The 25,333-nt window shown below is 61.6% G+C and carries 21 protein-coding genes; 15 read left to right on the top strand and 6 right to left on the bottom strand.

Going from position 1 to position 25,333, the window contains the following annotated elements:
• Positions 1 to 142 precede the first annotated feature (142 nt).
• Complete coding sequence (locus ACW4TB_RS24145; RefSeq protein WP_012312675.1) at positions 143 to 460, top strand: Rieske (2Fe-2S) protein; 318 nt, start codon at positions 143 to 145, stop codon at positions 458 to 460.
• On the opposite strand, the gene sfsA is transcribed toward ACW4TB_RS24145, so the two are convergent.
• Both sfsA and ACW4TB_RS24135 read right to left on the bottom strand, forming a co-directional pair.
• The gene (gene sfsA, locus ACW4TB_RS24140; RefSeq protein ID WP_012312674.1) at positions 450 to 1,163 is read right to left on the bottom strand and encodes a DNA/RNA nuclease SfsA; all 714 of its coding nucleotides are present in this window, start codon (positions 1,161 to 1,163) and stop codon (positions 450 to 452) included. The genes ACW4TB_RS24145 and sfsA overlap by 11 nt on opposite strands.
• Positions 1,163 to 2,335, bottom strand: a complete 1,173-nt coding sequence (locus tag ACW4TB_RS24135; protein WP_279933648.1) for a pyridoxal phosphate-dependent aminotransferase — start codon at positions 2,333 to 2,335, stop codon at positions 1,163 to 1,165. The genes sfsA and ACW4TB_RS24135 overlap by 1 nt, the downstream gene beginning before the upstream one ends.
• Before the next feature lie 210 nt (positions 2,336 to 2,545).
• Between ACW4TB_RS24135 and dksA the strand changes: the two genes are divergently transcribed.
• From dksA to ACW4TB_RS24070, 13 genes are all read left to right on the top strand, one after another.
• Positions 2,546 to 2,989, top strand: coding sequence for an RNA polymerase-binding protein DksA (dksA, locus tag ACW4TB_RS24130; RefSeq protein WP_012312672.1), 444 nt, complete (start codon positions 2,546 to 2,548; stop codon positions 2,987 to 2,989).
• 63 nt (positions 2,990 to 3,052) lie between these two features.
• Complete coding sequence (gene gluQRS / locus ACW4TB_RS24125; RefSeq protein WP_012312671.1) at positions 3,053 to 3,940, top strand: tRNA glutamyl-Q(34) synthetase GluQRS; 888 nt, start codon at positions 3,053 to 3,055, stop codon at positions 3,938 to 3,940.
• Between the two features lie 182 nt (positions 3,941 to 4,122).
• Positions 4,123 to 4,299, top strand: a complete 177-nt coding sequence (locus tag ACW4TB_RS24120; protein ID WP_003250005.1) for a hypothetical protein — start codon at positions 4,123 to 4,125, stop codon at positions 4,297 to 4,299.
• Positions 4,289 to 7,258, top strand: a complete 2,970-nt coding sequence (locus ACW4TB_RS24115) for a sensor histidine kinase (RefSeq protein WP_042111137.1) — start codon at positions 4,289 to 4,291, stop codon at positions 7,256 to 7,258. Before ACW4TB_RS24120 ends, ACW4TB_RS24115 begins: the two co-directional genes overlap by 11 nt.
• 4 nt (positions 7,259 to 7,262) lie before the next feature.
• Positions 7,263 to 8,702, top strand: a complete 1,440-nt coding sequence (locus tag ACW4TB_RS24110; protein WP_012312669.1) for a sigma-54-dependent transcriptional regulator — start codon at positions 7,263 to 7,265, stop codon at positions 8,700 to 8,702.
• Positions 8,703 to 9,478: 776 nt separating this feature from the next.
• Positions 9,479 to 10,867 (top strand): polynucleotide adenylyltransferase PcnB, encoded by a 1,389-nt coding sequence (locus ACW4TB_RS24105; protein WP_254467128.1) that lies wholly within the window; start codon positions 9,479 to 9,481, stop codon positions 10,865 to 10,867.
• Positions 10,864 to 11,343, top strand: coding sequence for a 2-amino-4-hydroxy-6-hydroxymethyldihydropteridine diphosphokinase (gene folK / locus ACW4TB_RS24100; RefSeq protein ID WP_012312667.1), 480 nt, complete (start codon positions 10,864 to 10,866; stop codon positions 11,341 to 11,343). Before ACW4TB_RS24105 ends, folK begins: the two co-directional genes overlap by 4 nt.
• 263 nt (positions 11,344 to 11,606) lie before the next feature.
• Positions 11,607 to 12,407, top strand: coding sequence for a 3-methyl-2-oxobutanoate hydroxymethyltransferase (gene panB / locus ACW4TB_RS24095; RefSeq protein WP_012312666.1), 801 nt, complete (start codon positions 11,607 to 11,609; stop codon positions 12,405 to 12,407).
• Complete coding sequence (gene panC, locus ACW4TB_RS24090; protein WP_012312665.1) at positions 12,404 to 13,267, top strand: pantoate--beta-alanine ligase; 864 nt, start codon at positions 12,404 to 12,406, stop codon at positions 13,265 to 13,267. The genes panB and panC overlap by 4 nt, the downstream gene beginning before the upstream one ends.
• A 143-nt stretch (positions 13,268 to 13,410) precedes the next feature.
• Positions 13,411 to 15,075, top strand: a complete 1,665-nt coding sequence (gene pgi / locus ACW4TB_RS24085; RefSeq protein WP_012312664.1) for a glucose-6-phosphate isomerase — start codon at positions 13,411 to 13,413, stop codon at positions 15,073 to 15,075.
• 129 nt (positions 15,076 to 15,204) lie between these two features.
• Positions 15,205 to 17,139 carry an acetate--CoA ligase gene (acs, locus tag ACW4TB_RS24080; protein ID WP_279933647.1) on the top strand — a complete coding sequence of 645 codons (1,935 nt, stop codon included), beginning with the start codon at positions 15,205 to 15,207 and terminating at the stop codon, positions 17,137 to 17,139.
• Between the two features lie 42 nt (positions 17,140 to 17,181).
• Positions 17,182 to 18,051: an oxygenase MpaB family protein gene (locus tag ACW4TB_RS24075; protein ID WP_279933646.1), complete on the top strand. Its 870-nt coding sequence runs from the start codon at positions 17,182 to 17,184 to the stop codon at positions 18,049 to 18,051.
• Between the two features lie 80 nt (positions 18,052 to 18,131).
• A complete protein-coding gene (locus ACW4TB_RS24070) occupies positions 18,132 to 21,068 on the top strand; it encodes a DUF748 domain-containing protein (protein WP_279933645.1) in 2,937 nt (978 codons plus the stop codon).
• A 134-nt stretch (positions 21,069 to 21,202) separates the two neighbouring features.
• Here ACW4TB_RS24070 and ACW4TB_RS24065 read toward each other — a convergent pair whose 3' ends face one another.
• Complete coding sequence (locus ACW4TB_RS24065; protein ID WP_279933644.1) at positions 21,203 to 21,616, bottom strand: VOC family protein; 414 nt, start codon at positions 21,614 to 21,616, stop codon at positions 21,203 to 21,205.
• A gap of 69 nt (positions 21,617 to 21,685) precedes the next feature.
• On the opposite strand from ACW4TB_RS24065, the gene ACW4TB_RS24060 reads away from it, so the two are divergent.
• Positions 21,686 to 21,979, top strand: a complete 294-nt coding sequence (locus ACW4TB_RS24060; protein ID WP_455843094.1) for a putative quinol monooxygenase — start codon at positions 21,686 to 21,688, stop codon at positions 21,977 to 21,979.
• 77 nt (positions 21,980 to 22,056) lie between these two features.
• Here ACW4TB_RS24060 and ACW4TB_RS24055 read toward each other — a convergent pair whose 3' ends face one another.
• From ACW4TB_RS24055 to rpsO, 3 genes are all read right to left on the bottom strand, one after another.
• The gene (locus tag ACW4TB_RS24055) at positions 22,057 to 22,410 is read right to left on the bottom strand and encodes a BON domain-containing protein (RefSeq protein WP_012312658.1); all 354 of its coding nucleotides are present in this window, start codon (positions 22,408 to 22,410) and stop codon (positions 22,057 to 22,059) included.
• 265 nt (positions 22,411 to 22,675) lie between these two features.
• Entirely contained in the window at positions 22,676 to 24,781 is a 2,106-nt protein-coding gene (gene pnp / locus ACW4TB_RS24050) for a polyribonucleotide nucleotidyltransferase (protein ID WP_012312657.1), read from the bottom strand.
• Positions 24,782 to 25,032: 251 nt separating this feature from the next.
• Positions 25,033 to 25,302: a 30S ribosomal protein S15 gene (gene rpsO / locus ACW4TB_RS24045; protein ID WP_012274241.1), complete on the bottom strand. Its 270-nt coding sequence runs from the start codon at positions 25,300 to 25,302 to the stop codon at positions 25,033 to 25,035.
• Positions 25,303 to 25,333: the final 31 nt, after the last annotated feature.

Raw genomic sequence — 25,333 nt, 5'->3', positions numbered from 1 at the left:
CTTCTGAAGGCGAGCCAAACGCCTTGTGGCGAACGGCGGAACTGCGCACCATAGACAACCGGGCGCAGCGAATGCGGGCAATTTGATAATTATTCGCATTGGCGCGTCAAGCCATCACTTGTTTCACGAGTCGTTCCTGCAAATGCACTTCCTTTGTACTTCCGCAGCGCTGGCCGAGGGCCACAGCCGCGCCTTCAGCGTAGACGGCAGCGAACTGTTCGGCGTGCGCCGCCAGGGCCGGGTGCACCTGTATCGCAACCGCTGCCCGCACCGGGGTATCCCCTTGAACTGGCAGGCGGACGCATTTCTCGATGACAGTGCCAGCCTGATCCACTGCGCCCATCACGGCGCTCTGTTCCTGATAGAAAATGGCGAATGCGTGTCAGGCCCCTGCGAAGGTGAAGCGCTGCAGGCCCTGGACTGCCTGGAAGACAGCCAGGGCATCTGGCTCAGGGGTTAAGCAGCACCGGTAGCGGACGGTCGATGACGATGAGTTCGGCATCCAGGCGCGCACCATAGGCCAGCACCTCTACCCCATCCGCCACAGCAGCGCGCAGTGCCCGGGCATAGGCCGCATCGATCTCGTCGGCCGGACGCACAGCTTCGATGCCTGTCAGGTTCACACAGTACAACTGCACCGCACGTATACCTTGCCGGGCCAGCGTCGCCAGTTCGCGCAGGTGCTTGGCACCGCGCTGGGTGACAGCATCCGGGAACGCGGCCACTGCCGTATCCGGGTACCCCAGTGTCACGCTCTTGACCTCGACGTAGGCCGGGCCGTGGTCGAACTCCAGGCGAAAGTCCACGCGGCTGCCTTCTTCACCGTAGGCCACCTCACGCTTGAGTGCAGTGAAGCCCGCCAGCTCTCGGATCACGCCGGCGCGAAGCGCTTCCTCGACCAGCGCGTTGGCCCGCCCCGTGTTGACGCAGGCCAGCCGCCCCTGGGGCGTCTCACTGATTTCCCAGGTGCCCGGCAGCTTGCGCTTGGGGTCGTTGGAGCGACTGAACCAGACCTGCCCGCCCTCGCGCATGCAATTGAGCATGGAGCCGGTGTTGGGGCAGTGGATGGTCAGTTGCTCCCCATTGGCCAGTTCGATGTCCGCCAGGAACCGCTTGTAGCGGCGCAACAGCCGCCCCTGTTCGAGTGGAGGAAAGAACACCATCAGCCTTGCCAGCTCCGCAAGCCACGGGCGATGCGCTGGACCGCCTCCTCCAGCCGCGGCAGGCTCTGGGTGTAGGCGAAGCGCACATGATGGCCGGCCAGGTGGCGACCAAAGTCCAGGCCCGGGGTGAACGCCAGGTGCTCGGTTTCCAGAAAGTGCCGGCAGAAGGCAAAGGCATCGCCACCAAAGGCACTGATGTCTGCATATAAATAGAACGCGCCCTGCGGCTCCACGGCAATGCGGAAGCCCAGTTCGCGCAGGGCGGGCAACAAGTAGTCGCGACGACGGGCAAACTCGGCGCGGCGCGCTTCGAAAATTGCCAGGGTTTCAGGCTGGAAGCAGGCCAGTGCGGCGTGCTGGGCCATGCTTGGCGCGCTGATGTACAGATTTTGCGCCAGCTTTTCCAGATCGGCCACGGCGTCAGGCGGGGCAACCAGCCAGCCAAGCCGCCACCCGGTCATGCCGAAATACTTGGAAAAACTATTCAGGACGAATGCCGAATCATCCACTTCCAGGACGCTCGGAGCGTCCATGCCGTACGTCAGCCCGTGGTAGATCTCGTCCACCACCAGGTGGCCATTTCGTTCGCGGGTGGCCTTGGACAGGCTGGCCAGCTCATCACGCTCCAGCACTGTACCGGTAGGGTTGGCTGGCGAGGCGACCAGGGCACCGACAGTGTCCTGGTTCCAGTGACGGGCCACCAGGTCGGCGGTCAGCTGATAGTTCACCTCAGGGCCGACAGGTACCAGTTGCGCACCACCTTCGACCAGTCGTAGGAAGTGGCGGTTGCATGGGTAGCCGGGGTCTGCCAACAGCCAGTGCTTGCCCGGGTCGACCAGCAGGCTGCTGGCCAACAGCAGCGCACCGGAGCCCCCCGGGGTGATCAGGATGCGTTCAGGGTCTACCGCAACGCCATAACGCTGGTCGTAAAAATCCGCAATCGCCTCGCGCAGTGCCGGCAGGCCACGCGCGGCGGTGTAGCGGGTATGCCCGGCAGCCAGCGCTGCCTGGCCTGCCTCGACGATAGGCGCGGCAGTGGTGAAGTCCGGCTCGCCGATTTCCAGGTGGATCACATCATGACCGGCCGCTTGCAGCTCGTTGGCCCGCGCCAGCAACGCCATGACGTGGAAGGGTTCGATGGCGCGGCTGCGCGCACTGTAGGGGTGAGCCATGACCTTCTCTCAATTGGGTCTAAACTGGTGATTCTACCTCTGCGCGGCACCGAACGTGCGCTTCACGGCGCTGTCAACAGCTAGGACCGGGCGGGCTAGCGCACCCCCGATCTATCTGGTAAGTTCGGCGGCTCGCAGTCGCAGGGCCGGCGGGTGCCGGAGATGGAGCATCCTGCGCATTGGATCAGATGAGTGAGAGGCGGTCTATTCATGTCCACCGTAGAAAAGCAAAAAGTCCAGACCATGTACGGTGTCGAGCCCTACGTCGAAAGCAAGGGTGAGGCGTACATGGGCGAGCCCATGAAAAAGCACTTCACCAAGCTTCTCGGTGCCTGGAAACAGGAACTGATGACCAGTGTGGATCGCACCGTGGATCACATGAAGGACGAAGCTGCCAACTTCCCCGACCCGGCTGACCGCGCCAGCCAGGAAGAGGAATTCGCCCTGGAGCTGCGCAACCGCGATCGCGAGCGCAAGCTGATCAAGAAGATCGACAAGACCCTGCAGAAAATTCAGGACGACGAGTACGGCTGGTGCGATTCCTGCGGTATCGAGATCGGCCTGCGCCGCCTGGAAGCCCGTCCGACTGCCGACCTGTGCTTCGACTGCAAGGAAATCGCGGAGAAAAAGGAAAAAACAGTCGGCAAAGGCTGATCCTTCTCCTACCCGAACGGGGCGCATAATGCGCCCCGTTTCATTTCATACGCACGACCACCCATGAACGACTCCCGCTATATCGGACGCTTCGCCCCCACGCCCAGCGGTTTTCTGCACTTCGGCTCGCTGGTCGCCGCCCTCGCCTCCTGGCTTGACGCCCGCGCGGTCAATGGCCGCTGGCTGCTACGCGTGGAAGACACCGACCCGCCACGAGAAATGCCGGGCGCCCGTGATGCAATCCTGCAGACCTTGGAGCGCTATGGGCTGGAATGGGACGGCGAGGTTGTCTTTCAGAGCCAGCGCCACCCGGCTTATGCACAAGTGGTCGACCGCATGTTCAATATGGGCCTGGCCTATGCCTGCACCTGTTCGCGCAAGCAGCTCGAAGGCTACAACGGCATCTATCCAGGGTTTTGCCGCAACGCCGGGCATGCCCGTGAAGGCGCGGCCATCCGCCTGCGGGTACCAGAACTGATCTACCGCTTTACCGATCGGGTGCAAGGGACGTTCCAACAACATCTTGGGCGCGAGGTGGGCGATTTCGTGATTCAACGCCGCGACGGGCTGTATGCGTACCAGCTGGCAGTTGTGCTGGATGATGCCTGGCAAGGTGTTACCGACATCGTGCGCGGGGCCGACCTGCTCGACAACACTCCGCGCCAGCTGTACCTGCAGGAATTGCTGGGCTTCTCCCAGCCGCGTTACCTGCACATTCCGCTGATCGTGCAACCTGATGGGCACAAGCTGGGCAAGTCGTACCGTTCGCCGCCGCTTGAGGCTAGCCAAGCAACGCCGTTGCTGTTGCGGGCATTGCGGGCGTTGGGCCAGGAAGCCGACCCTCAGTTGTTGACGGCGACGCCGGCTGAAGTTTTGGCCGTGGCGCGCCAGCGCTGGCAGCCAGAGGCCATTGCACAGCGAACTACGGTGCCGGAGGCTGATTTGTACTGAAGCATTGCCGGCCCTGTCGCCGGCCTGCCGGTGATAGGGCCACTACAGGCAACTAACGTCTCAAAACAAAAGCCCAATAATTTCAAACCCTTGGCGAACACCACCGATTCCCGCTAGCATCGCTCCAGCCATTTGCGCCAATAATAAGTCCAAGCCCGCAGCGCCCAACCATCGAGGCCAGCATGTACATCTATCGTTTGGTCCTGCTTCTGGTCGTGGGGATCTACCTGTTCTCCCCGGCCATCATGGACTGGTGGATCGAACCGACCGGTGCCTGGTACCGCCCTTACCTGCTCTGGCTGATCCTGATCGTCGTCACCTTCATCCTGCAGAGCCAACGAGATGCCGATGAGCTTTAGCCTGACCCAGATGATCCTGATCAGCGCCGCGTACCTGATGGTGCTGTTCGGCGTGGCCTGGATCAGCGAGCGTGGGTTGATACCCCGCTCGATCATTCGCCACCCGCTGACCTACACCCTGTCGCTGGGCGTCTACGCCAGTGCATGGGCGTTCTACGGCTCGGTGGGCCTGGCCTATCAATATGGCTACGGCTTCCTCGCCTGTTACCTTGGGGTGTCCGGCGCCTTCCTGCTGGCGCCGGTGCTGCTTTACCCGATCCTCAAGATCACACGCACCTACCAGTTGTCGTCACTGGCCGACCTACTGGCCTTTCGCTTTCGCAGCACCTGGGCCGGTGCGCTGACGACCATTTTCATGCTGATCGGGGTGCTTCCACTGCTGGCGCTGCAAATTCAGGCAGTGGCCGACTCGATCAGCATTCTCACCGGTGAACCGGTCAAGGCCAGGGTGGCCTTTGCCTTCTGCGCACTGATCATCCTGTTCACCATCTTCTTCGGCTCACGCCACATCGCCACGCGCGAAAAGCATGAGGGGCTGGTGTTCGCCATCGCCTTCGAGTCGGTGATCAAGCTGCTGGCCTTGGGCGGGATTGGCCTGTACGCCCTGTACGGTGTGTTCGGGGGCCCGCACGGACTGGAAGTGTGGCTGCTGCAGAACCAGACCGCTCTGGCAGCGCTGCACACCCCCCTGCAGGAGGGCCCATGGCGCACCCTGCTGCTGGTGTTCTTCGCCTCGGCCATCGTCATGCCGCACATGTACCACATGGCCTTCACCGAAAACCTCAACCCGCGTTCACTGGTCAGCGCCAGCTGGGGCCTGCCGCTGTTCCTGCTGTTGATGAGCCTGGCCGTGCCGCTGGTGCTGTGGGCAGGCCTGCGCCTGGGCGCCAGTACCAACCCCGAGTACTTCACACTGGGCCTTGGCATCGCCGCCAACAACAAGGCGCTGGCACTGCTCGCCTATGTCGGTGGCTTGTCTGCCGCCAGCGGCCTGATCATCGTCACCACCCTGGCGCTGTCGGGCATGGCGCTCAACCACCTGGTGCTGCCGTTGTACCAGCCACCGGCCGAAGGCAACATCTACCGCTGGCTGAAATGGACCCGCCGCGCACTGATCGTCGCCATCATCACCGCCGGTTTCATGTTCTACCTGAACCAGAACACCCACCAAAGCCTCGCCAACCTGGGCATCGTCGCCTTCGTCGCCACCTTGCAGTTCCTGCCTGGGGTGCTGTCGGTGCTGTACTGGCCGACCGCCAACCGCCGTGGCTTCATCGCCGGCCTGCTGGCCGGCACCCTGGTATGGATGGTGACCATGCTGCTGCCCCTGCTGGGTAATCTGCAGGGCTTCTACATCCCGCTGCTGGACATGATCTATGTGCTCGACGACACCAGCTGGCACATGGCAGCGATTGCCTCGCTGGCAGCCAACGTGTTGTTGTTCACGCTGATTTCACTGTTCACCAACGCCAGCAGCGAGGAAGTCAGCGCCGCCGAAGCATGCGCGGTGGACAACGTGCGACGGCCCCAGCGCCGCGAGCTGCATGCTGCCTCACCGCAGGAATTCGCCACCCAACTGGCCAAGCCACTGGGTGCCAAGGCTGCACAGAAGGAAGTCGAACAAGCGCTGCGTGACCTCTACCTGCCGTTCGACGAGCGCCGCCCCTATGCCCTGCGCCGCCTGCGCGACCGCATCGAAGCCAACCTGTCGGGCCTGATGGGGCCGAGCGTGGCCCAGGACATGGTCGAAACCTTCCTGCCTTACAAGTCAGGCAACGAGAATTACGTCACCGAAGACATCCACTTCATCGAAAGCCGCCTGGAAGATTACCACTCGCGCCTGACGGGCCTGGCTGCTGAACTCGATGCCTTGCGCCGCTACCACCGCCAGACCCTGCAGGAGCTGCCCATGGGCGTCTGCTCGCTGGCCAAGGACCAGGAAATCCTGATGTGGAACAAGGCCATGGAGGAGCTGACCGGCATCGCCGCCAAACACGTGGTCGGGTCGCGTCTGGTAACCATCGATGAACCCTGGCGCGGCCTCCTGCAAGGTTTCATCAACGTGCCTGATGAGCACTTGCACAAGCAGCGCCTGGCACTGGACGGTCAGCCGCGCTGGCTGAACCTGCACAAAGCAGCCATCGATGAGCCACTGGCACCCGGCAACAGCGGCCTGGTACTGCTGGTCGAAGACCTCACCGAGACCCAGGCCCTGGAAGACAAGCTGGTGCACTCTGAACGCCTGGCCAGCATCGGCCGCCTGGCTGCGGGCGTGGCCCACGAGATCGGCAATCCGATCACGGGCATCGCGTGCCTGGCGCAAAACCTGCGTGAGGAGCGCGAAGGCGACGGCGAGATCATCGAATTGTCGAGCCAGATCCTCGAACAGACCAAACGGGTATCGCGCATCGTGCAGTCGCTGATGAGCTTTGCCCATGCCGGCGGTAGCCACCAGAACAGCGAAGAGCCTGTGTGCCTGGCCGAAGTCGCCCAGGATGCCATCGGTCTGCTGGCGTTGAACCGGCGCAATTTCGAAGTACAGTTCTTCAACCTCTGCGACCCCGACCACTGGGCCGAGGGGGACCCTCAGCGCCTGGCCCAGGTACTGATCAACCTGCTCTCCAACGCGCGCGACGCTTCGCCGCCCGGCAGCGCCGTGCGGGTACGCACTGAGGTCAGCGAGCACACCGTCGACCTGATCGTCGAGGACGAAGGCAGTGGGATTCCGAAGAACATCATGGACCGCCTGTTCGAACCTTTCTTCACCACCAAGGACCCGGGCGAGGGAACCGGACTAGGGCTCGCTCTGGTCTATTCCATCGTGGAAGAGCATTATGGGCAAATCACCATCGACAGCCCGGCCGACATCGAACGGCAACGTGGCACACGGATCCGCGTGACCCTGCCCCGGCATGTCGTAGCGACGTCCCCTGAAATTCGAGACCGTCGAGAGAATTGAATCAATGCCGCATATTCTGATCGTCGAAGACGAAACCATCATCCGCTCGGCCTTGCGTCGCCTGCTTGAGCGGAACCAGTACCAGGTCAGCGAAGCCGGCTCGGTGCAGGAAGCCCAGGAACGCTTCAGCATTGCCACCTTCGACCTGATCGTCAGCGACCTGCGCCTGCCCGGCGCGCCGGGAACCGAGTTGATCAAGCTCGGCCAAGGCACACCGGTGCTGATCATGACCAGTTACGCCAGCCTGCGCTCGGCGGTGGACTCGATGAAGATGGGCGCGGTGGACTACATCGCCAAGCCTTTCGACCACGACGAAATGCTCCAGGCCGTGGCGCGCATTCTGCGCGACCGGCAGAGCGCGCCGGCACCCGCCCCAGCCGCCGAGCCACGCAGCAACGGCAAGGCCGCGCCTGCCGACAAAGGCGCCCCGGCATCTGCCAATGGCGAGATCGGCATCATTGGCTCGTGCCCCCCCATGCAGGATATGTACAGCAAGATCCGCAAGGTGGCGCCCACCGATTCCAACGTACTAATCCAAGGTGAGTCCGGTACCGGCAAGGAACTGGTAGCCCGTGCCCTGCACAACCTGTCACGGCGCGCCAAAGCGCCGATGATCTCGGTGAACTGCGCGGCCATTCCCGAAACCTTGATCGAGTCGGAACTGTTCGGCCACGAAAAAGGTGCGTTCACCGGTGCCAGCGCCGGGCGTGCCGGCCTGGTAGAAGCGGCAGACGGCGGCACCCTGTTCCTCGATGAGATCGGTGAACTGCCACTGGAAGCCCAGGCCCGGCTGCTGCGCGTATTGCAGGAGGGCGAAATCCGCCGCGTAGGTTCGGTACAGTCGCAAAAAGTCGATGTGCGCCTGATTGCCGCGACCCACCGCGACCTGAAAAACCTGGCCAAGGCTGGGCAATTCCGTGAAGACCTTTACTATCGTCTGCATGTGATTGCCCTGAAATTGCCAGCCCTGCGCGAGCGCGGCAGTGACGTCAACGAGATCGCCAGCGCCTTCCTCGCCAGGCAGAGCGCCCGCATCGGTCGTGACGACCTGCACTTCTCGTCTGAAGCCGAGCAAGCCATTCGTCATTACAGCTGGCCGGGCAACGTGCGCGAACTGGAGAACGCCGTAGAGCGTGCGGTGATTCTGAGCGAGAGCGCGGAAATATCGGCCGAACTGCTGGGTATCGATATCGAGCTGAGCGATATGGACGATGACGACATTCTCGACAGCGCGATGGCCGCGGGCGCTGCCAGCAACGCTAGCCATGAGCCGACCGAGGATCTGTCGCTGGAAGACTACTTCCAGCATTTCGTGCTTGAGCACCAGGACCATATGACCGAAACCGAGCTGGCCCGCAAGCTCGGGGTCAGCCGCAAGTGCCTGTGGGAACGCCGCCAACGCCTGGGCATACCGCGCCGCAAGAGCAACGCTACCAGCGAATGAGCGACTCCGATGGTGCACGCCGCAGCCAAGGTGGCACCAGTCAGATCGAGCGCCGCCCGCGCGGCGCTCGATCGCATGGACGCTGAACAGGTCGTAGCAATCCGTGGTAACACATCAGTCCCCGCAAAAATCTGTTACCCAATCTTTGCGCCGTAACAGTTCCCGAGGCGTACGGTAACGAAATTCCGACATTTACCACCCGCCAGCCTTCTCAAAAACCTGCCAAACCATTGATTTCATTGGATTTGTAAAAGTTGGCACGCCACCTGCTATATGTTCAGTACAAGAACAATAACAAGCACTGCAACTCAGAATAAGAACAAGACGAAACGGCTCACGCACAATAAAAACAAGACGGCGGAGGCGCAGCTAACTGATTCTTTTGGAGAGGATGCGTGTTTGGGGCTTGCCCCACGACCAGGCAGAGAACAACAAAAACTGCACTAAAAAGCAGCGCCTGAACTGGTTGGATCGAATGATCAGCGTGACATCAGCGGCCAAAGCAATCCGTTTGCTCTTAACCCCCGGATTGGGGGTCGTCCACAAGCTTTGAGATTTGTGGGCAGGGCACTCAACAAAAACAAGAAGCCCGGCATAAAAACAATAAGAGCACGCAACGACTTCTTGGGGAGCTTAGGCTCCCCTTGTCGTTTCTCCCTTCTGGCAGTCCATCCTGCTACCGCCTACACCATTCCCCGAGTAAATGCTAGAATCCCCGCCCATCATGCGGCCATTCTCCTATTCTTGGCCGAACATTCCTTCACACAGTGCATCCCATGCTGAAGAAGCTGTTCCAGTCTTTCCGCCCTCCCGTACCGGGCCAGCACCACAAGCGCACCACGCCTGAGGTGATCAACAAGAGCCAACACTCGCTGCAGCGCCACCAGTTCAGCCGCCATGCGGTGAATATCGTCGAGCGCCTGCAAGGCGCGGGCTACCAGGCCTACCTGGTCGGTGGTTGCGTGCGCGACCTGATGCTGGGCATCACGCCCAAGGACTTCGACGTCGCCACCAGTGCAACACCTGAGCAGGTACGTGCCGAGTTCCGCAATGCGCGCATCATCGGCCGTCGCTTCAAGCTGGTTCACGTGCATTTCGGCCGTGAAATCATCGAAGTCGCGACCTTCCGTGCCCATCATTCAGAAGACGACCAAGGTGACAGTCACCGTTCGTCGCACAATGCCAGTGGTCGCATTCTGCGTGACAACGTATATGGCAGCCTGGAAGAAGACGCGCAACGCCGCGACTTCACCATCAACGCCCTGTACTACGACCCGGTCAGCGAGCGCGTCCTCGATTACGCCAACGGCGTGCACGACGTACGCAACCGCTTGTTGCGCCTGATCGGTGACCCGACGCATCGCTACCAGGAAGACCCGGTGCGCATGCTGCGTGCGGTGCGTTTCGCCGCCAAACTCGACTTCGGCATCGAAAAGCACACTTTCCAGCCGATCCGTGGCCTGGCACCCCTGCTGCGCGAGATCCCGCCTGCGCGGCTGTTCGAGGAATGCCTAAAGCTGTTCCTGTCCGGCCAAGGCGCGATCGTCTTCGAGATGCTGGTCGACCTGGCGTTGTTCGAGCCGCTGTTCCCGGCCAGTGCGCATGCACTGGAAGAGCGCCCGACCTACACCCATACCCTGATCAGCCAGGCGCTGAGCAACACTGATCTGCGTATCAAGCAAGGCAAACCGGTGACCCCGGCCTTCCTGTTCGCCGCCCTGCTCTGGCCAGCCCTGCCAAGCCGCGTACTGCACCTGCAAAACCAGGGCGTACCGCCGATCCCGGCCATGAATGGCGCAGCCCACGACCTGATTGCCGAGCAGTGTGCGCGCATTGCCATTCCGAAGCGTTTCACCCTGCCCATCCGCGAGATCTGGGACATGCAGGAACGCCTGCCACGACGCAGCGGCAAACGCGCCGACGTGCTGCTCGACAACCCCCGCTTCCGCGCCGGCTACGATTTCCTGCTGCTGCGCGAAAGCGCAGGCGAAGAAACCGACGACCTTGGCCAGTGGTGGACCGATTACCAGGATGCAAACGACTCAGAGCGTCGCGAGATGATCCGCGAGCTGGGCAGCCGTGATGAAGGCACCGGGGCCGGCCCACGCAAGCGCAAGCGCAGCACCAGCAAGCGCAAACGTGGTGGCGATGAGGCGTTCGAGTGACCACTCGCGCCTACATCGGCCTTGGCAGCAACCTGGATGCGCCTGCCGAGCAACTGGGCAACGCCTTGCAGGCGCTGGATCGGGTCGCGAGCACCCGCCTGGTGGCGGCCTCTGCCCTGTACACCAGCGACTCCCTGCTGCCTGGCCAGCCGCGTTACACCAACGCCGTCGCCGCCCTGGATACCTCACTCGCCCCCCTGGACCTGCTGGACGCCCTGCAAGCCATCGAGAATGAACAGGGCCGTGTACGCAAGGAACGCTGGGGCCCACGCACGCTCGACCTGGACATCTTGCTGTTCGGCGATCACGTCATCGATGTGCCACGACTGCAGGTGCCGCACTACCACATGCATGCCCGCCCCTTCGTGCTTTACCCACTGGCCGAACTGGTGGCAGACGACTTTCACCTGGCCGACGGCCGCCCGCTTGCCCAGTTGCTCCAAGCCTGCCCGTTTGTCGGCCTGGAGCGCCTGTAGCCCAGGCGCTTGAGGCCTTTCCTCAAGGGCGGTAACGCCAGTAACACCCTGTTAGTAACAATGCGGTAACAGGGTGATTGACTTCCCCCACCTCGCTCACGACTATAGGCGTCCCGTGTGGCACCAAAGTGCCGCATACCCGTATTTAGGCCCGGACGGACCTGTGCCCCGAACATCACACGCGATGATGTGCCGCTCCGGAAGATGACTACACGCGTTGTTGGCGGTCGTTTTTCACAGCGCCTGAACGAGGATTTTCCTACATGCCTGAAGTAACCCTGACCACCCTGCACGGCCTCAAGGCCAAGGGTGAAAAGATCACCATGCTGACCTGCTACGACGCTACCTTTGCCAAGGCTGCCAGCCAGGCCGGCGTCGAAGTGTTGCTGGTGGGCGACTCCTTGGGGATGGTCCTGCAGGGCCATGACAGCACGCTGCCCGTCACCACAGCGGAAATGGCCTACCACACCGCCTGCGTCAAACGCGGCAACGAGGGAGCGCTGATTCTTGCCGACCTGCCGTTCATGGCCCACGCCACCCCCGAGCAGGCCTTCGCCAACTGCGCCATGCTGATGCAGGCTGGCGCCCACATGATCAAGCTTGAAGGCGCTGCCTGGCTGGCCGAGACCATTCGCCTGCTGGCCGAGCGCGGCGTGCCGGTGTGCGCCCACATGGGCCTGACCCCGCAAACCGTCAACGTTCTGGGCGGTTATAAAGTGCAGGGACGCCAGGAAGCCCAGGCACGGCAGATGCGCGCCGATGCCATCGCGCTGGAACAGGCCGGCGCCGCCATGCTGCTGCTCGAATGCGTACCTAGCGAATTGGCCGCAGAGATTACCCAGGCCGTCAGTATCCCAGTGATCGGCATCGGTGCAGGCAATGCGACCGACGGCCAGGTGCTGGTCCTGCACGACATGCTGGGCTTGTCCCTGAGCGGCCGGGTGCCGAAGTTCGTGAAGAACTTCATGGTCGGCCAACCGGACATCGGGAGCGCACTTGCCGCCTACGTCAAGGCCGTCAAAGACGTCAGTTTCCCAGCGAGTGAGCACGGGTTCAGCGCATGAACACAGTCAAGACCGTCCGTGAACTGCGCGCCGCCATCGCGCGCGCCCGTGGCGAGGGCAAGCGTATCGGCTTCGTGCCAACCATGGGCAACCTGCACAGCGGCCATGCTGCGCTGGTGACCAAAGCGGCCCAACGTGCCGACTTCGTCGTTGCCAGCATCTTCGTCAACCCGCTGCAGTTCGGCGCCAACGAAGACCTCGACAAATACCCGCGCACCCTCGCCGCCGACCAGGAGCGCCTGCTCCAGGCTGGTTGCAATCTGCTGTTCGCTCCCACTGTCGAAGAGATGTACCCCGACGGTATGGCCGTGCAGACCCGCGTCAGCGTGCCGAACCTTTCCGAAGGCCTGTGTGGCGCAAGCCGCCCGGGGCATTTCGAGGGTGTAGCCACCGTGGTCAGCAAGCTGTTCAACATGGTGCAGCCGGATCTCGCAGTGTTCGGCGAAAAGGACTACCAGCAACTGGCGGTGATTCGCGCCATGGTGCGCGACCTGAACATGCCGATCCAGATCATCGGCGAGCCGACCGTGCGCGCCGAGGATGGCCTGGCGCTGTCGTCGCGTAATGGTTACCTGACGGCAGAACAGCGTGCTACCGCCCCGGTTGTGTACCGCACGCTGCAGCAGATCGGCGACGCCATCAGCCGTGGCCAGCGCGACTTTGCAGCGCTGGTTGCCGATGGGCAGGCTCAGCTGGCAGCGGCCGGCCTGCGCCCGGACTATCTACAGGTACGCCATGCGCTGACCCTTCGCCCGGCGATGGTCGATGACCGGGACCTGGTGATTCTGGTTGCGGCCTACCTGGGTAACACGCGGCTTATCGACAACCTTTATGTGCATCTGGACGAAAAAACTGCGTGATGCCGGGGAGCTGCCCTGCAGCCCCAAATTCCCCTCCCCGCCCCATTCCCTGCGCGCAACCAATGCCTATAATGATGGCCTGCCTGAACCTGGCCATGACGCCCCTGTCCAAGGCCACACTACGCAACAAGGAATTCTGCGCAATGGCGTATTACCGGACACCCCATGATGTTACGGCCCTGCCAGCCTGGCAGGCCCTCCAGCAGCACCGCGACGCCATGCAGGATTTCAGCATGCGCGAAGCCTTCGCCGCCGACTCCAAGCGCTTCGACGAATTTTCCCTGAGCTGCTGCGGCCTGTTCCTCGACTACTCGAAAAACCTGATCAACGAACAAAGCCGTGACCTGCTGGTGCAACTGGCTGAACAAGTCGGCCTGCAGGATGCGATCAAGTCGATGTTCAGCGGCGAAATCATCAACGCCTCCGAAGGCCGCCCGGTGCTGCACACTGCCCTGCGCCGCCCGGTGGGTGACAAGCTCAGCGTCAACGGCGTCAACGTGATGCCCGAGGTACACAAGGTACTCAACCAGATCACGGAATTGGTGGGGCGCATCCACGACGGGCTGTGGCGTGGCTACAGTGAAAAGCCGATCACCGATGTGGTCAATATCGGCATCGGCGGTTCTTTCCTGGGCCCTGAACTGGTTTCCGAGGCGCTGCTGCCCTACGCCCAGCGCGGCGTGCGCTGCCACTACCTGGCCAACATCGATGGCAGTGAGTTCCATGAGCTGTCGGCCAACCTGCGCGCCGAAACCACCTTGTTCATCGTCTCGTCCAAGTCGTTCAACACCCTCGAGACCCTGAAAAACGCCATGGCCGCACGTACCTGGTACCTGGCCCAGGGCGGTTCGGAAGCCGAGCTGTATCGCCACTTCATCGCCGTATCCAGCAACAAGGCTGCCGCCGTAGCCTTCGGCATCCGCGAAGAGAACATCTTCCCCATGTGGGACTGGGTCGGCGGCCGCTATTCGCTGTGGTCGGCCATCGGGCTGCCGATCGCCCTGGCCATCGGTACCGCCAACTTCAAGGAACTGCTGTCAGGTGCCTACACCATGGACCAGCACTTCCAGACCGCGCCGTTCGAGAAAAACATGCCGGTGCTGCTGGCCCTGCTGGGCGTCTGGTACGGTAATTTCTGGGGTGCCCGCAGCCACGCGATCCTCCCTTACGATCATTATCTGCGCAACATCACCAAACACCTGCAGCAGCTGGACATGGAGTCCAACGGTAAGAGCGTGCTGACCGACGGTACGCCGGTGAAGACCGATACCGGCCCGGTGATCTGGGGCGGCGTCGGCTGCAACGGCCAGCACGCCTACCACCAGTTGCTGCACCAAGGCACCCAGCTGATCCCGGCCGACTTCATTGTCCCGGTGGTGAGCTTCAACCCGGTTGCCGACCACCATCAGTGGCTGTACGCCAACTGCCTGTCGCAAAGCCAGGCGCTGATGCTGGGCAAAACGCGTGAGGAGGCCGAGGCCGAACTGCGCCAAAAGGGCCTGAATGAAGCCGACATCGAAAAGCTCGCACCACACAAGGTGATCCCGGGCAATCGCCCGAGCAACACCCTTGTGGTCGAACGCATCAGCCCGCGTCGCCTTGGCGCGCTGGTGGCGATGTATGAGCACAAGGTGTTCGTGCAGAGCGTGATCTGGGGCATCAACGCCTTCGACCAGTGGGGTGTGGAACTGGGCAAGGAGCTGGGCAAGGGTGTCTACCAGCGTATCGTCGGCAGCCTGGAAGACAGCGCCGAAGATGGTTCCACCCAGGGCCTGATCAACTACTTCCGCGGCCGTCACCGCGGCTGACCGATGCCGGCGTCTTCGTGGCCAGCCCGCGAAGACGCCGGCACAGGTTGAACACCTCTTCCAGCTACACTGTCCAATCGAATAGCCGTTGCAGTCCACCGCCCCGACAAGAGCAAAGGACCACCTGCCATGTTCGATATCCGCGACTACCCCCAGGCCCTGGCCGTCAGCCAGTCCGCCAGCCTTTCTACCGACGACTACAGCCGCCTCTACCGCCAGTCGGTCGAAGACCCCGACACCTTCTGGGCCGAACAGGCCAAACGCCTGGACTGGATCAAACCGTGGTCCAGCGTACAGCAATGCGACCTTAAGACCGGCGAAGCCCGCTGGTTCGCAGGTGCCCAGCTGAACGTCAGCTACAACTGCATCGATCGCCATCTGGCCCAGCGCGGCGAGCAGACCGCACTGCTGTGGGAAGGCGACGACCCTGCGGACTCCAAGGCCATCACCTACCAAGAGTTGCACCGCCAGGTCTGTCGCTTGGCCAATGCACTCAAGGCACGTGGCGTGAAGAAAGGCGACCGGGTATGCATCTATATGCCGATGATTCCCGAAGCTGCCTACGCCATGCTTGCCTGCACGCGGATCGGCGCGATCCACTCGGTGGTGTTCGGCGGTTTTTCCCCGGATGCGTTGCGCGACCGCATTCTCGATGCTGACTGCCGCACCGTGATCACCGCCGATGAGGGTGTACGGGGCGGCAAACGCATCCCGCTCAAGCAGAATGTCGACAAGGCAATGGCCAGTTGCCCGGACGTCAGCAGCGTATTGGTGGTGCGCCGTACCGGTACCGATGTGGCCTGGAGGGAGGGCCGCGACCTCTGGTATGACCAGGCAACGGAAAACGCCGGCGACGACTGCCCACCTGAACCCATGGAGGCCGAAGACCCGCTGTTCATCCTCTATACCTCCGGCAGCACCGGCAAGCCCAAGGGCGTGCTGCACACCACTGCCGGTTACCTGCTGCAGGCCACCATGACCTTCAAGGTAGTGTTCGACTACCGTGACGGCGAGGTGTTTTGGTGCACCGCCGACGTGGGCTGGGTCACCGGCCACAGTTACATCGTCTATGGTCCGCTGGCCAACGGCGCGGTTTCACTGATGTTCGAGGGCGTTCCCAACTACCCGGACACCTCGCGGTTCTGGCAGGTGGTAGACAAGCACAAGGTCAATATCTTCTACACCGCGCCCACCGCACTGCGGGCACTGATGCGTGAAGGCTCCGGCCCGTTGCAGGGGACGTCACGCAAGAGCCTGCGCCTGCTGGGCAGCGTCGGCGAGCCAATCAACCCAGAGGCGTGGGAATGGTACTTCGAGGAAGTCGGCCAAAAACGCTGCCCCATCGTTGACACCTGGTGGCAGACCGAAACCGGCGGCATCATGCTCACCCCGCTGCCCGGCACGCAGAGGCTCAAGCCAGGTTGTGCGACACAACCCATGTTCGGCGTGCAACCGGTGCTGCTGGATGACAAAGGCAAGCTGATCGAAGGGCCCGGCGCCGGCTTGCTGGCGATAAAGGCCAGTTGGCCGGGGCAGATCCGCAGCGTCTACGGCGACCACCAACGCATGATCGACACCTACTTCAAACCTATGCCCGGCTATTATTTCACCGGCGACGGTGCCCGCCGCGATGCCGATGGCGACTACTGGATCACCGGCCGCATCGATGATGTGATCAACGTTTCCGGCCACCGCATCGGCACCGCTGAAGTGGAAAGCGCACTGGTATTGCACGAAAGCGTCGCCGAGGCCGCAGTGGTCGGTTACCCCCATGACCTCAAGGGCCAGGGTGTGTATGCATTCGTGACGACCATGAATGGCGTAACAGCGGACGATGCCCTGAAAGCCGAACTGTTGGCACTGGTCAGCAAGGAAATCGGCAGCTTCGCCAAACCCGAGCTGATCCAGTGGGCGCCGGCCTTGCCCAAGACCCGCTCGGGCAAGATCATGCGGCGTATACTGCGCAAGATCGCCTGCAACGAACTCGACACCCTGGGCGATACCTCGACCCTGGCTGACCCAAGCGTGGTGCAGGGGTTGATCGACAAACGCCTCAACCAATAGCCGGCGGCAACTGTTCATGGCCGCCCTGAACGACAGGTCACCATGGAAGCCCTACGCCGCCGTATCGAAACCCAGGTCATGAGCCTCACCGGGCTGGCCCTCGGCCAGCTCGACCTGGAATCCCCAAAAGGTGACCCCGGCCTGTTCGGCCCGCACAGCATGAGCTGGCGGGTGCATGGTGATTTCCCCAGCATGCTGGTTGGCGGTATCAGCGCCCTGATGCTGCAACTGCTGCACCCGCTGGCACTGGCGGGCGTTTGGGATCACTCCAACTTTCGCCAGGACCTGCTCGGCCGCTTGCGTCGCACCAGCCAATTCATTTCGGGTACGACATTCGGCTCGACCCGTGACGCCGAGTGGCTGATCGACAAGGTGCGCACCATTCACCTGCAAGTGACCGGGACTGCGCCCGATGGCCGTCCATACGCCGCCAGCGACCCCGATCTGCTGACCTGGGTACATGTGGCCGAAGTCAGCAGCTTCCTCGCAGCCCACCTGCGCTATCGCGACCCGCAGCTGTCACGCGCCGAGCAGGATGCCTATTACGATGAGATCGCCCTGATCGCCGAACGCCTTGGTGCCCGCAACGTACCCCGCTCATGCCAGCAGGTCGACGAGTACCTGCAGCGTATGCGTCCTCAATTGCACTGCGACGCGCGCAGCCTGGAAGTGATCGAGATCTTGCTTCAGGCCCCTGCACCGAGCCGTCTTGCCGAGCCGGTTGGCAGGTTGATGCTGCAAGCGGGTATCGACCTGTTGCCGGCCTGGGCCCAGGCCACGCTTGGCCTGCATCAGGGCCCGCTGCAGCAGCGCATGATCCGTTTGGGGCTAAGCCGCACCGCCCCCGTGCTGCGTTGGGCCATGCGGGACGGTTCGGCGCATCGCGCCAAAAGGCGCATGGGGATCGAGTGAGCGCAAATGCCGCGCCCCCTGCGGAACCGTTTTAACCTGCCATACTCCAAGCTCTCCTGCCTGGACAGACGAAGCGACACATGTACAAAGGATTGACTCGCGCCCTCGGCGCCCTGTTGGCTCTCGTGGCCCTCTACAGCCTGCTTGGCTTCCTCATCGTTCCTGGCGTTGCCCTGCGCATCGCCAACCAGCAGTTGGCGCAACACGCCACACTGCCGGCGAACCTTCAGCGTATCGAGCTCAACCCGTTCAGCCTCGAGCTGACGCTGTGGGGCCTGCAGATCGGCGAACCGGGCAAGGAACAGGTAGGTTTTGAGCGGCTCTATGCGAACCTTGCGCTCGACAGCCTGTGGAGCGGCGCCCTGCACCTGCAGGCGATCGAACTCGACAAACCCCGAAACGAAGTGCTGTTCGCCAAGGACGGCACGCTCAACCTCACCCAACTGTTCAAGCTGCCAGCCAGCGAACCCAAGCCTGAAGAGCCTGCATCCGACCCGTTCCCCTTGCGCATCGGCAGCATCAAGCTCAGCGCAGGCTACCTGCACTTTGCCGACCAGCGCCCAAGCGAGCCGATCGAGTTCATCTACGACGACATGAACCTCGAGCTTAAGAACCTCAGCACATTACCGGACGACAACGCTGACATGACGTTGGTGGCATTGGGCCCTAACGGTGGGCGCATCGACTGGAACGGCACCTTGAGTCTTGCGCCAATCGCTTCAAAGGGCACTCTGAAAATCACCGACGGCAAGATGAAGCTGTTCTGGCCCTACGTTCGCGATGCCGTGCCGCTGGTGCTGGAGGACGGCGTGGTCAACCTCGACACGCACTACACGCTCAACCTGTCCAAGGAAACCGAGCTGCTGCTGGACAACACCTCGGTACGTGTCGCGCCATTCGCCATAAAGGCGCCAGATGGCCGCCCACTGGTGCGCCTGGCAAGCCTCGATGTCAGCGAAACCAGCATCGACCTGGCCAAACAGCTGGTTACCGTGGGCAAGATCCGCAGTGAAAAACTGGAAACCTGGGCCGCCCTGGAGCAGGACGGCCAACTCGACTGGCAGAAACTCTTCGCCAGCGAACCGGCCAAGCCCACGCCGACGGAAAAGGCAGAGCCGGCCGCCGCCGAACCGGCTCCCGACGACAAGGCAGCCAAGGAACCGGGCAAGCCATGGCAAGTGCTACTCAAGGACGTTCAGCTGCGCAATTATCAGGTGCACCTGGCCGACCGTAGCCAGAAAGAACCGGTTGCGCTGGACGTTGGGCCTTTGAACGTCGACCTCCAGGGCTTCGACAGCCTCAACCAGTCGCCCTTCACCCTCAAGCTCGACACCGGCATTGGCAAGCAGGGCAAGCTGCAGGCCAGTGGCGAGGTCAACCTGGCGCCGGTCAGCGCCAGGCTCGATGTCAGCACACGCGACATCGATTTGCGTATTGCACAGGCCTATATCAGCCCGTTCATCCGCCTGGAGCTGCGTAGCGGCATGCTTGCCAGCGACCTCAAGGTCGACCTCAAAGGCACCGAGCCACTGGCCTTCACCGTGGCCGGCAAGGCGCAGGTCAACCAGTTGCATACCCTGGACACCATCAAAAACCGCGACTTCGTCAAATGGCAACAGGTGAATGTGGACGGCCTGGCCTATGTGCACGGTGACGCCCTGTCGATCGACAAGGTAACCCTGCTGCAGCCTTATGCGCGCTTCATCATCAACGAAGACCGCACCACCAATGTCGATGACCTGCTGATCCCGCAGCCTGCCGATGCCCCCGTGCAACGCCAAGCCAAGCCGGCCAGCACCCCGGGCAGCAAGACGCTGGGCATCCGCATCGGGCAGATCAGCATCAACGATGGTTCAGCCAACTTTGCCGACCTCACCCTGACACCTAACTTCGCCACGGCGGTGCAACAGCTCAACGGCCAGATCGGCACCATCGACAACCGCAAGCCGGCGCCGGCCAAGGTCGACATCAAGGGCAAGGTCGACCGTTATGCACCGGTCACCATCAAAGGCGCGCTCAACCCGTTCAACCCGATGGCAAGCCTGGATATCGCCACCAGCTTCAAACGGGTCGAGCTGACCACGCTTACGCCCTATTCTGGCAAGTTCGCCGGCTTCCGTATCCGCAAGGGCCGTCTGAACCTCGACCTGCACTACCTGATCACCAATGGCCAATTGAAGGCCGAGAACAAGCTGGTGGTCGAGCAATTGCAGCTGGGTGAAAAGGTCGATAGCCCGGATGCAGTCGACCTGCCCATTCGCCTGGCGGTCGCACTGCTCAAAGACACCGAGGGCAAGATCTCGATCGAGCTGCCCGTGACCGGCGACCTCAACAACCCGCAGTTCAGCGTCATGCCTATCGTCTGGCAGACATTGCGCAACCTGGTACTGCGTGCAGCGCAGGCACCGTTCAAGTTCATCGGCGGGTTGATTGCCGGCGGCGGCTCGCAAGACCTCGGCAACGTATCGTTCGCCCCAGGTTCCAGCGAGCTCAGTGGCGATGCGCAATCGGCCCTGAACAAACTCGCCTCGGCCCTCAAAGAGCGCCCCGAACTGCGCCTGGAAATCGAGGGCACCAGTGCCCAGAGCAGTGATGGCCCACTGCTCGCTCAGCAGCGCCTGGAGCGGGAGTATCAGGCCACCTGGTACAAGATCCTGCAACGCCGTGGCGATAAGGTTCCGGCCAACGCCTCCATGCTGGTGGTCGACGACAGTGACAAACCGGCCATGCTCGAAGGCATCTACCGTACCCGTCTGAAACAGCAACCGCCGGCCGACTGGGAACAGCTGAGCCGCGAGGAGCGCACCGCCAGGCTGCGCGAGGCGGTAATCAAATCATGGGCCGAAAGTGCCGCATTGCTGCGCACGCTGGGCCAGGAGCGGGCCAGCAGTATCAAGGACTACCTGGTCGACAAGGGCAAGCTTGAGGATGACCGGGTGTATTTCATTGATACAAGCCTTGGACAGGCTGAAAAAGATGGCCGGGTGATTACGCCGATGCATCTGGATGCTGAGTAAACAATTTCTGCCCTGACGCGCCCTGTAGGAGCGGCCTTGCGTCGCGTAAGGGCCGCAAAGCGGCCCCAGGATATCGGCGCCGCCACAGATATCCCGGGACTGCTGTGCAGCCCTTTCGCGACGCAAGGCCGCTCCTACGAAAGCCGCTGCCCGGATACCGCCGGGTGGTACAGCGGCTGCACCTTGTTGCCTGCCGGGTCCAGCAAGTGGAAGCTGCGCGCGCCATCCCCATGATTGAAGGGCCGGTCCAGCAAGGTCACCCCACAAGCCTTGAAGTACTGATACCAGGCCTCCAATTCCTCCACGCTGTCGACGATGAAACCGTAGTGATCCAGAGTCTGCAGGCCATTGGCAGCCCCTGCCCCCCGCCCCAGCGAGAGGTTGTCGTTACCACACGTCAAGTAGACCAGATCCTCGTTGGCCCGATTCAACACCTTCATGCCCAGCACATCGACATAGAAACGCTCGCACTCTTCAAGGTTGGGCACCAGCAGGGCGATATGGCGCAGGCCATTGAGACGACCGGGGCGTGCAGGTAATTCAGACATTAGCGCAACTCCATTTTTGTATACAATTCATTAATGAATTTAAAACAAAAGGAGCTTCATGTGTATAGCATGTTCATCAAGACGCGCGTCAAGCCCGGTTGCGCCGATCAATTTCTCACCGCCATCCAAGTAAACGCTGCCGCGTCCGTGGCCACGGAACCCGGGTGCCTGGTGTTCGATGTGTCACAAGACCGGGTCGATCCGGAGGTGATCTACCTGTACGAAATCTACCGTGACGACGAGGCGTATGAAGCGCATACCCGCACTGCGCACTTTCGTGACAGCCGCCCCCTGGTAGAGCCACTCATTGCCGAGCAGGAGTGTTTTGAAAGCGACGTTATCGCGCGTAACCCAGTGAATTGAGCGGTAATAAAAAGCCCCGGCCTAGGCCGGGGCTCTTGTGAATGGTGGCCAAGTCCTTTTGGCCGACGGGACATTCCTTATTCGGACTTCAGACCATCAGACATGACGCTCTTGACGCCCTTGATGTTCTTGGCAATGCGTACCGCTGTTTCTTTCTGAGAGTCAGTGACCTTCACGTCAGAAGACAGCGAAACGACGCCTTGGCTGGTTTCGACTTTGATGTCAGTGCCTGGAACGCCTTTTTCAGTCATCAGGTCAGCTTTGACCTTGGTGGTGATCCAAGTGTCGGAGCCTTCCTGTTGCATGTTGTCCACAGTGTCGTTGGCAGCCAGCATGACTGGAGCCTGAACAGGCTCGGCGGCGAACGCGCCATTAGCCATGGTCAGGGTCAGGGCGGTAGCAGTAGCGGCAGCAATGGCGAACTTCTTCATGTGAGTCACTCCTGTTTTTCGAAAGGTCTGCGCCGTATGTCCTGGCGGCAGATATGAAGGTAGTTGCACGGGCTGTGCCAGGTTTTGATTATCTATTTTTTTCTTATAAATCAACGATTTATGCAATACCCGGCAAATGGTTGATCGTGCAATTTGCAACCTGCGAGGTAAATCTGCGTGCAAGATGCAAGTGTGCAAAAGGTTCCGTACAGCCAATAAAAAAGGGCCCACTAAGGGGCCCTTCTCGTACAACGTTGCAGGTCGCTTAGACGCCCGAGGCCTTGGCCGCGGCAACGTCTTTGATCGACAGCTTGATACGGCCGCGGTTGTCCACGTCCAGTACCAGCACTTCGACTTCCTGACCTTCTTTCAGGATATCGGTCACTTTCTCTACGCGCGCATCGCTGAGCATGGAGATGTGTACCAGGCCGTCCTTGCCAGGCAGGATGTTGACGAAGGCGCCGAAGTCGACGATACGCTCGACCTTGCCCACGTAGATCTTGCCGATCTCGGCTTCAGCGGTGATGCCCAGAACGCGCTGACGCGCTGCCTCTGCAGCTTCTTTGGTTTCGCCGAAGATCTTGATCGAGCCATCGTCTTCGATATCGATCGAAGCCTTGGTCTCTTCGCAGATGGCGCGAATGGTGGCGCCGCCTTTACCGATGACGTCACGAATCTTGTCGGTGTCGATCTTCATCGCGATCATGGTCGGGGCGTTGGCCGACAGCTCGGTACGCGACTGGCCAATGATCTGGTTCATCTGGCCGAGGATGTTCAGGCGCGCTTCCAGGGCCTGGCCCAGGGCGATCTCCATGATCTCTTCGGTGATGCCGTTGATCTTGATGTCCATCTGCAGTGCGGTAACGCCTTTGGCAGTACCGGCAACCTTGAAGTCCATGTCGCCCAGGTGGTCTTCGTCACCCAGGATGTCGGTCAGGACTGCGAACTTCTCGCCTTCCTTGACCAGGCCCATGGCGATACCGGCTACCGGTGCCTTCATCGGTACACCGGCATCCATCAGTGCCAGGGAAGCACCGCAGACCGACGCCATGGAGCTGGAACCGTTGGACTCGGTGATTTCCGACACCACACGGATGGTGTACGGGAACACGTCAGCGGCAGGCAGCATGGCCTGGACCGAGCGGCGGGCCAGGCGGCCGTGACCGATTTCACGACGGCCAGCACCGCCCATGCGACCACACTCGCCCACCGAGAACGGCGGGAAGTTGTAGTGCAGCATGAAGGGGTCTTTCTTCTCGCCTTCGAGGGTGTCCAGCAGCTGGGCGTCACGGGCAGTACCCAGGGTCGCGACGACCAGGGCCTGGGTTTCACCACGGGTGAACAGTGCCGAACCGTGCGTCTTCGGCAGAACGCCGACTTCGATGTTCAGCGGGCGAACGGTCTTGGTGTCACGACCATCGATACGCGGCTTGCCGTTGACGATGTTTTCGCGAACGGTGCGGTATTCGATCTCACCGAAGATTTCTTTTACTTCGCTGGCCGATGGCTGGCCTTCTTCACCGGAGAACTTGGCGATCGCCTGGTCACGCAGCTCGCCCAGGCGCGCGTAGCGGTCGGCCTTGACGGTGATGGTGTAGCCCTGCGAAACGGCTTCGCCGAATTCAGCGCGAATGGCGTTGAACAGCTCGGTGTTGGCAACGGCAGGTTTCCAGTCCCAGGTCGGCTTGCCAGCTTCGGCAGCCAGCTCTTTGACAGCCTGGATAACGGCCTGGAATTCGTCGTGGGCGAACAGTACAGCGCCCAGCATCTGGTCTTCGGTCAGCTCTTGGGCTTCCGATTCAACCATCAGCACGGCGTCGGAAGTACCGGCAACGACCATGTCCAGGCTCGAGGCGGCCAGCTGCTCGTAAGTCGGGTTCAGCAGGTAGCCGGTGCTTTCGTGGAAGGCAACACGGGCAGCGCCGATCGGGCCTTCGAATGGGATGCCGGAGATGGCAAGCGCAGCCGAGGTACCGATCATCGCAGCGATGTCCGGATCGGTCTTCTTGCTGGTCGATACCACGGTGCAGACGACCTGGACTTCGTTCATGAAGCCTTCAGGGAACAGCGGGCGGATCGGACGGTCGATCAGGCGCGAGGTCAGCGTCTCTTTCTCGGAAGGACGGCCTTCGCGCTTGAAGAAGCCACCCGGGATCTTGCCGGCGGCGTAGGTCTTTTCCTGGTAGTGGACCGACAGAGGGAAGAAGCCCTTGCCTGGATCGGCCTGCTTGGCACCGACCACGGTCACCAGCACGGTGACATCGTTGTCGACGGTAACCAGCACGGCGCCGGTTGCCTGACGGGCAATGCGGCCCGTTTCGAGAGTAACGGTCGATTGACCGAACTGGAATTTCTTGATTACCGGGTTCACGGTTTCCTACCTTTTTTCAGTGGCTCTGGGGGAACTGGTTTCTTGCGAATTCTTGGGCAGAAAGGGGAATCGGCCCCATTGACCGTCCAGATACAACACGAGGCTGGGAGCCTGGCGCCGAGCGGAAAAAACCGCTCGGCGTTGCCAGGCTGCCAACCTCGAAGATACGCGTGGCGTGTCCGACGCAAACGCTGCCAAGCAGCGCTGGCGAAGCATGCGACACGCCATGCACACCACTGACCAGGCCGCTATTAGCGACGCAGGCCCAGGCGACCGATCAGGGCGCTGTAACGAGTGGTGTCTTTGCCCTTCAGGTAGTCCAGCAGCTTACGACGCTGGTTAACCATACGGATCAGGCCACGACGCGAGTGGTGGTCTTTACCGTTGGCCTTGAAGTGGCCTTGCAGCTTGTTGATGTTCGCGGTCAGCAGAGCGACCTGAACTTCCGGGCTACCAGTGTCACCAGCAGCTTGCTGGAAGTCGGTAACGATTTGAGCTTTTTCTTCAACGCTGAGGGCCATGTGGCTTCTCCTGATAACGGAACCCGCAAGC

The organism is Lelliottia jeotgali (assembly GCF_977070485.1).
Note: the sequence above shows the minus strand (reverse complement) of the source record. Positions and strands in the feature narration are given on the sequence as shown.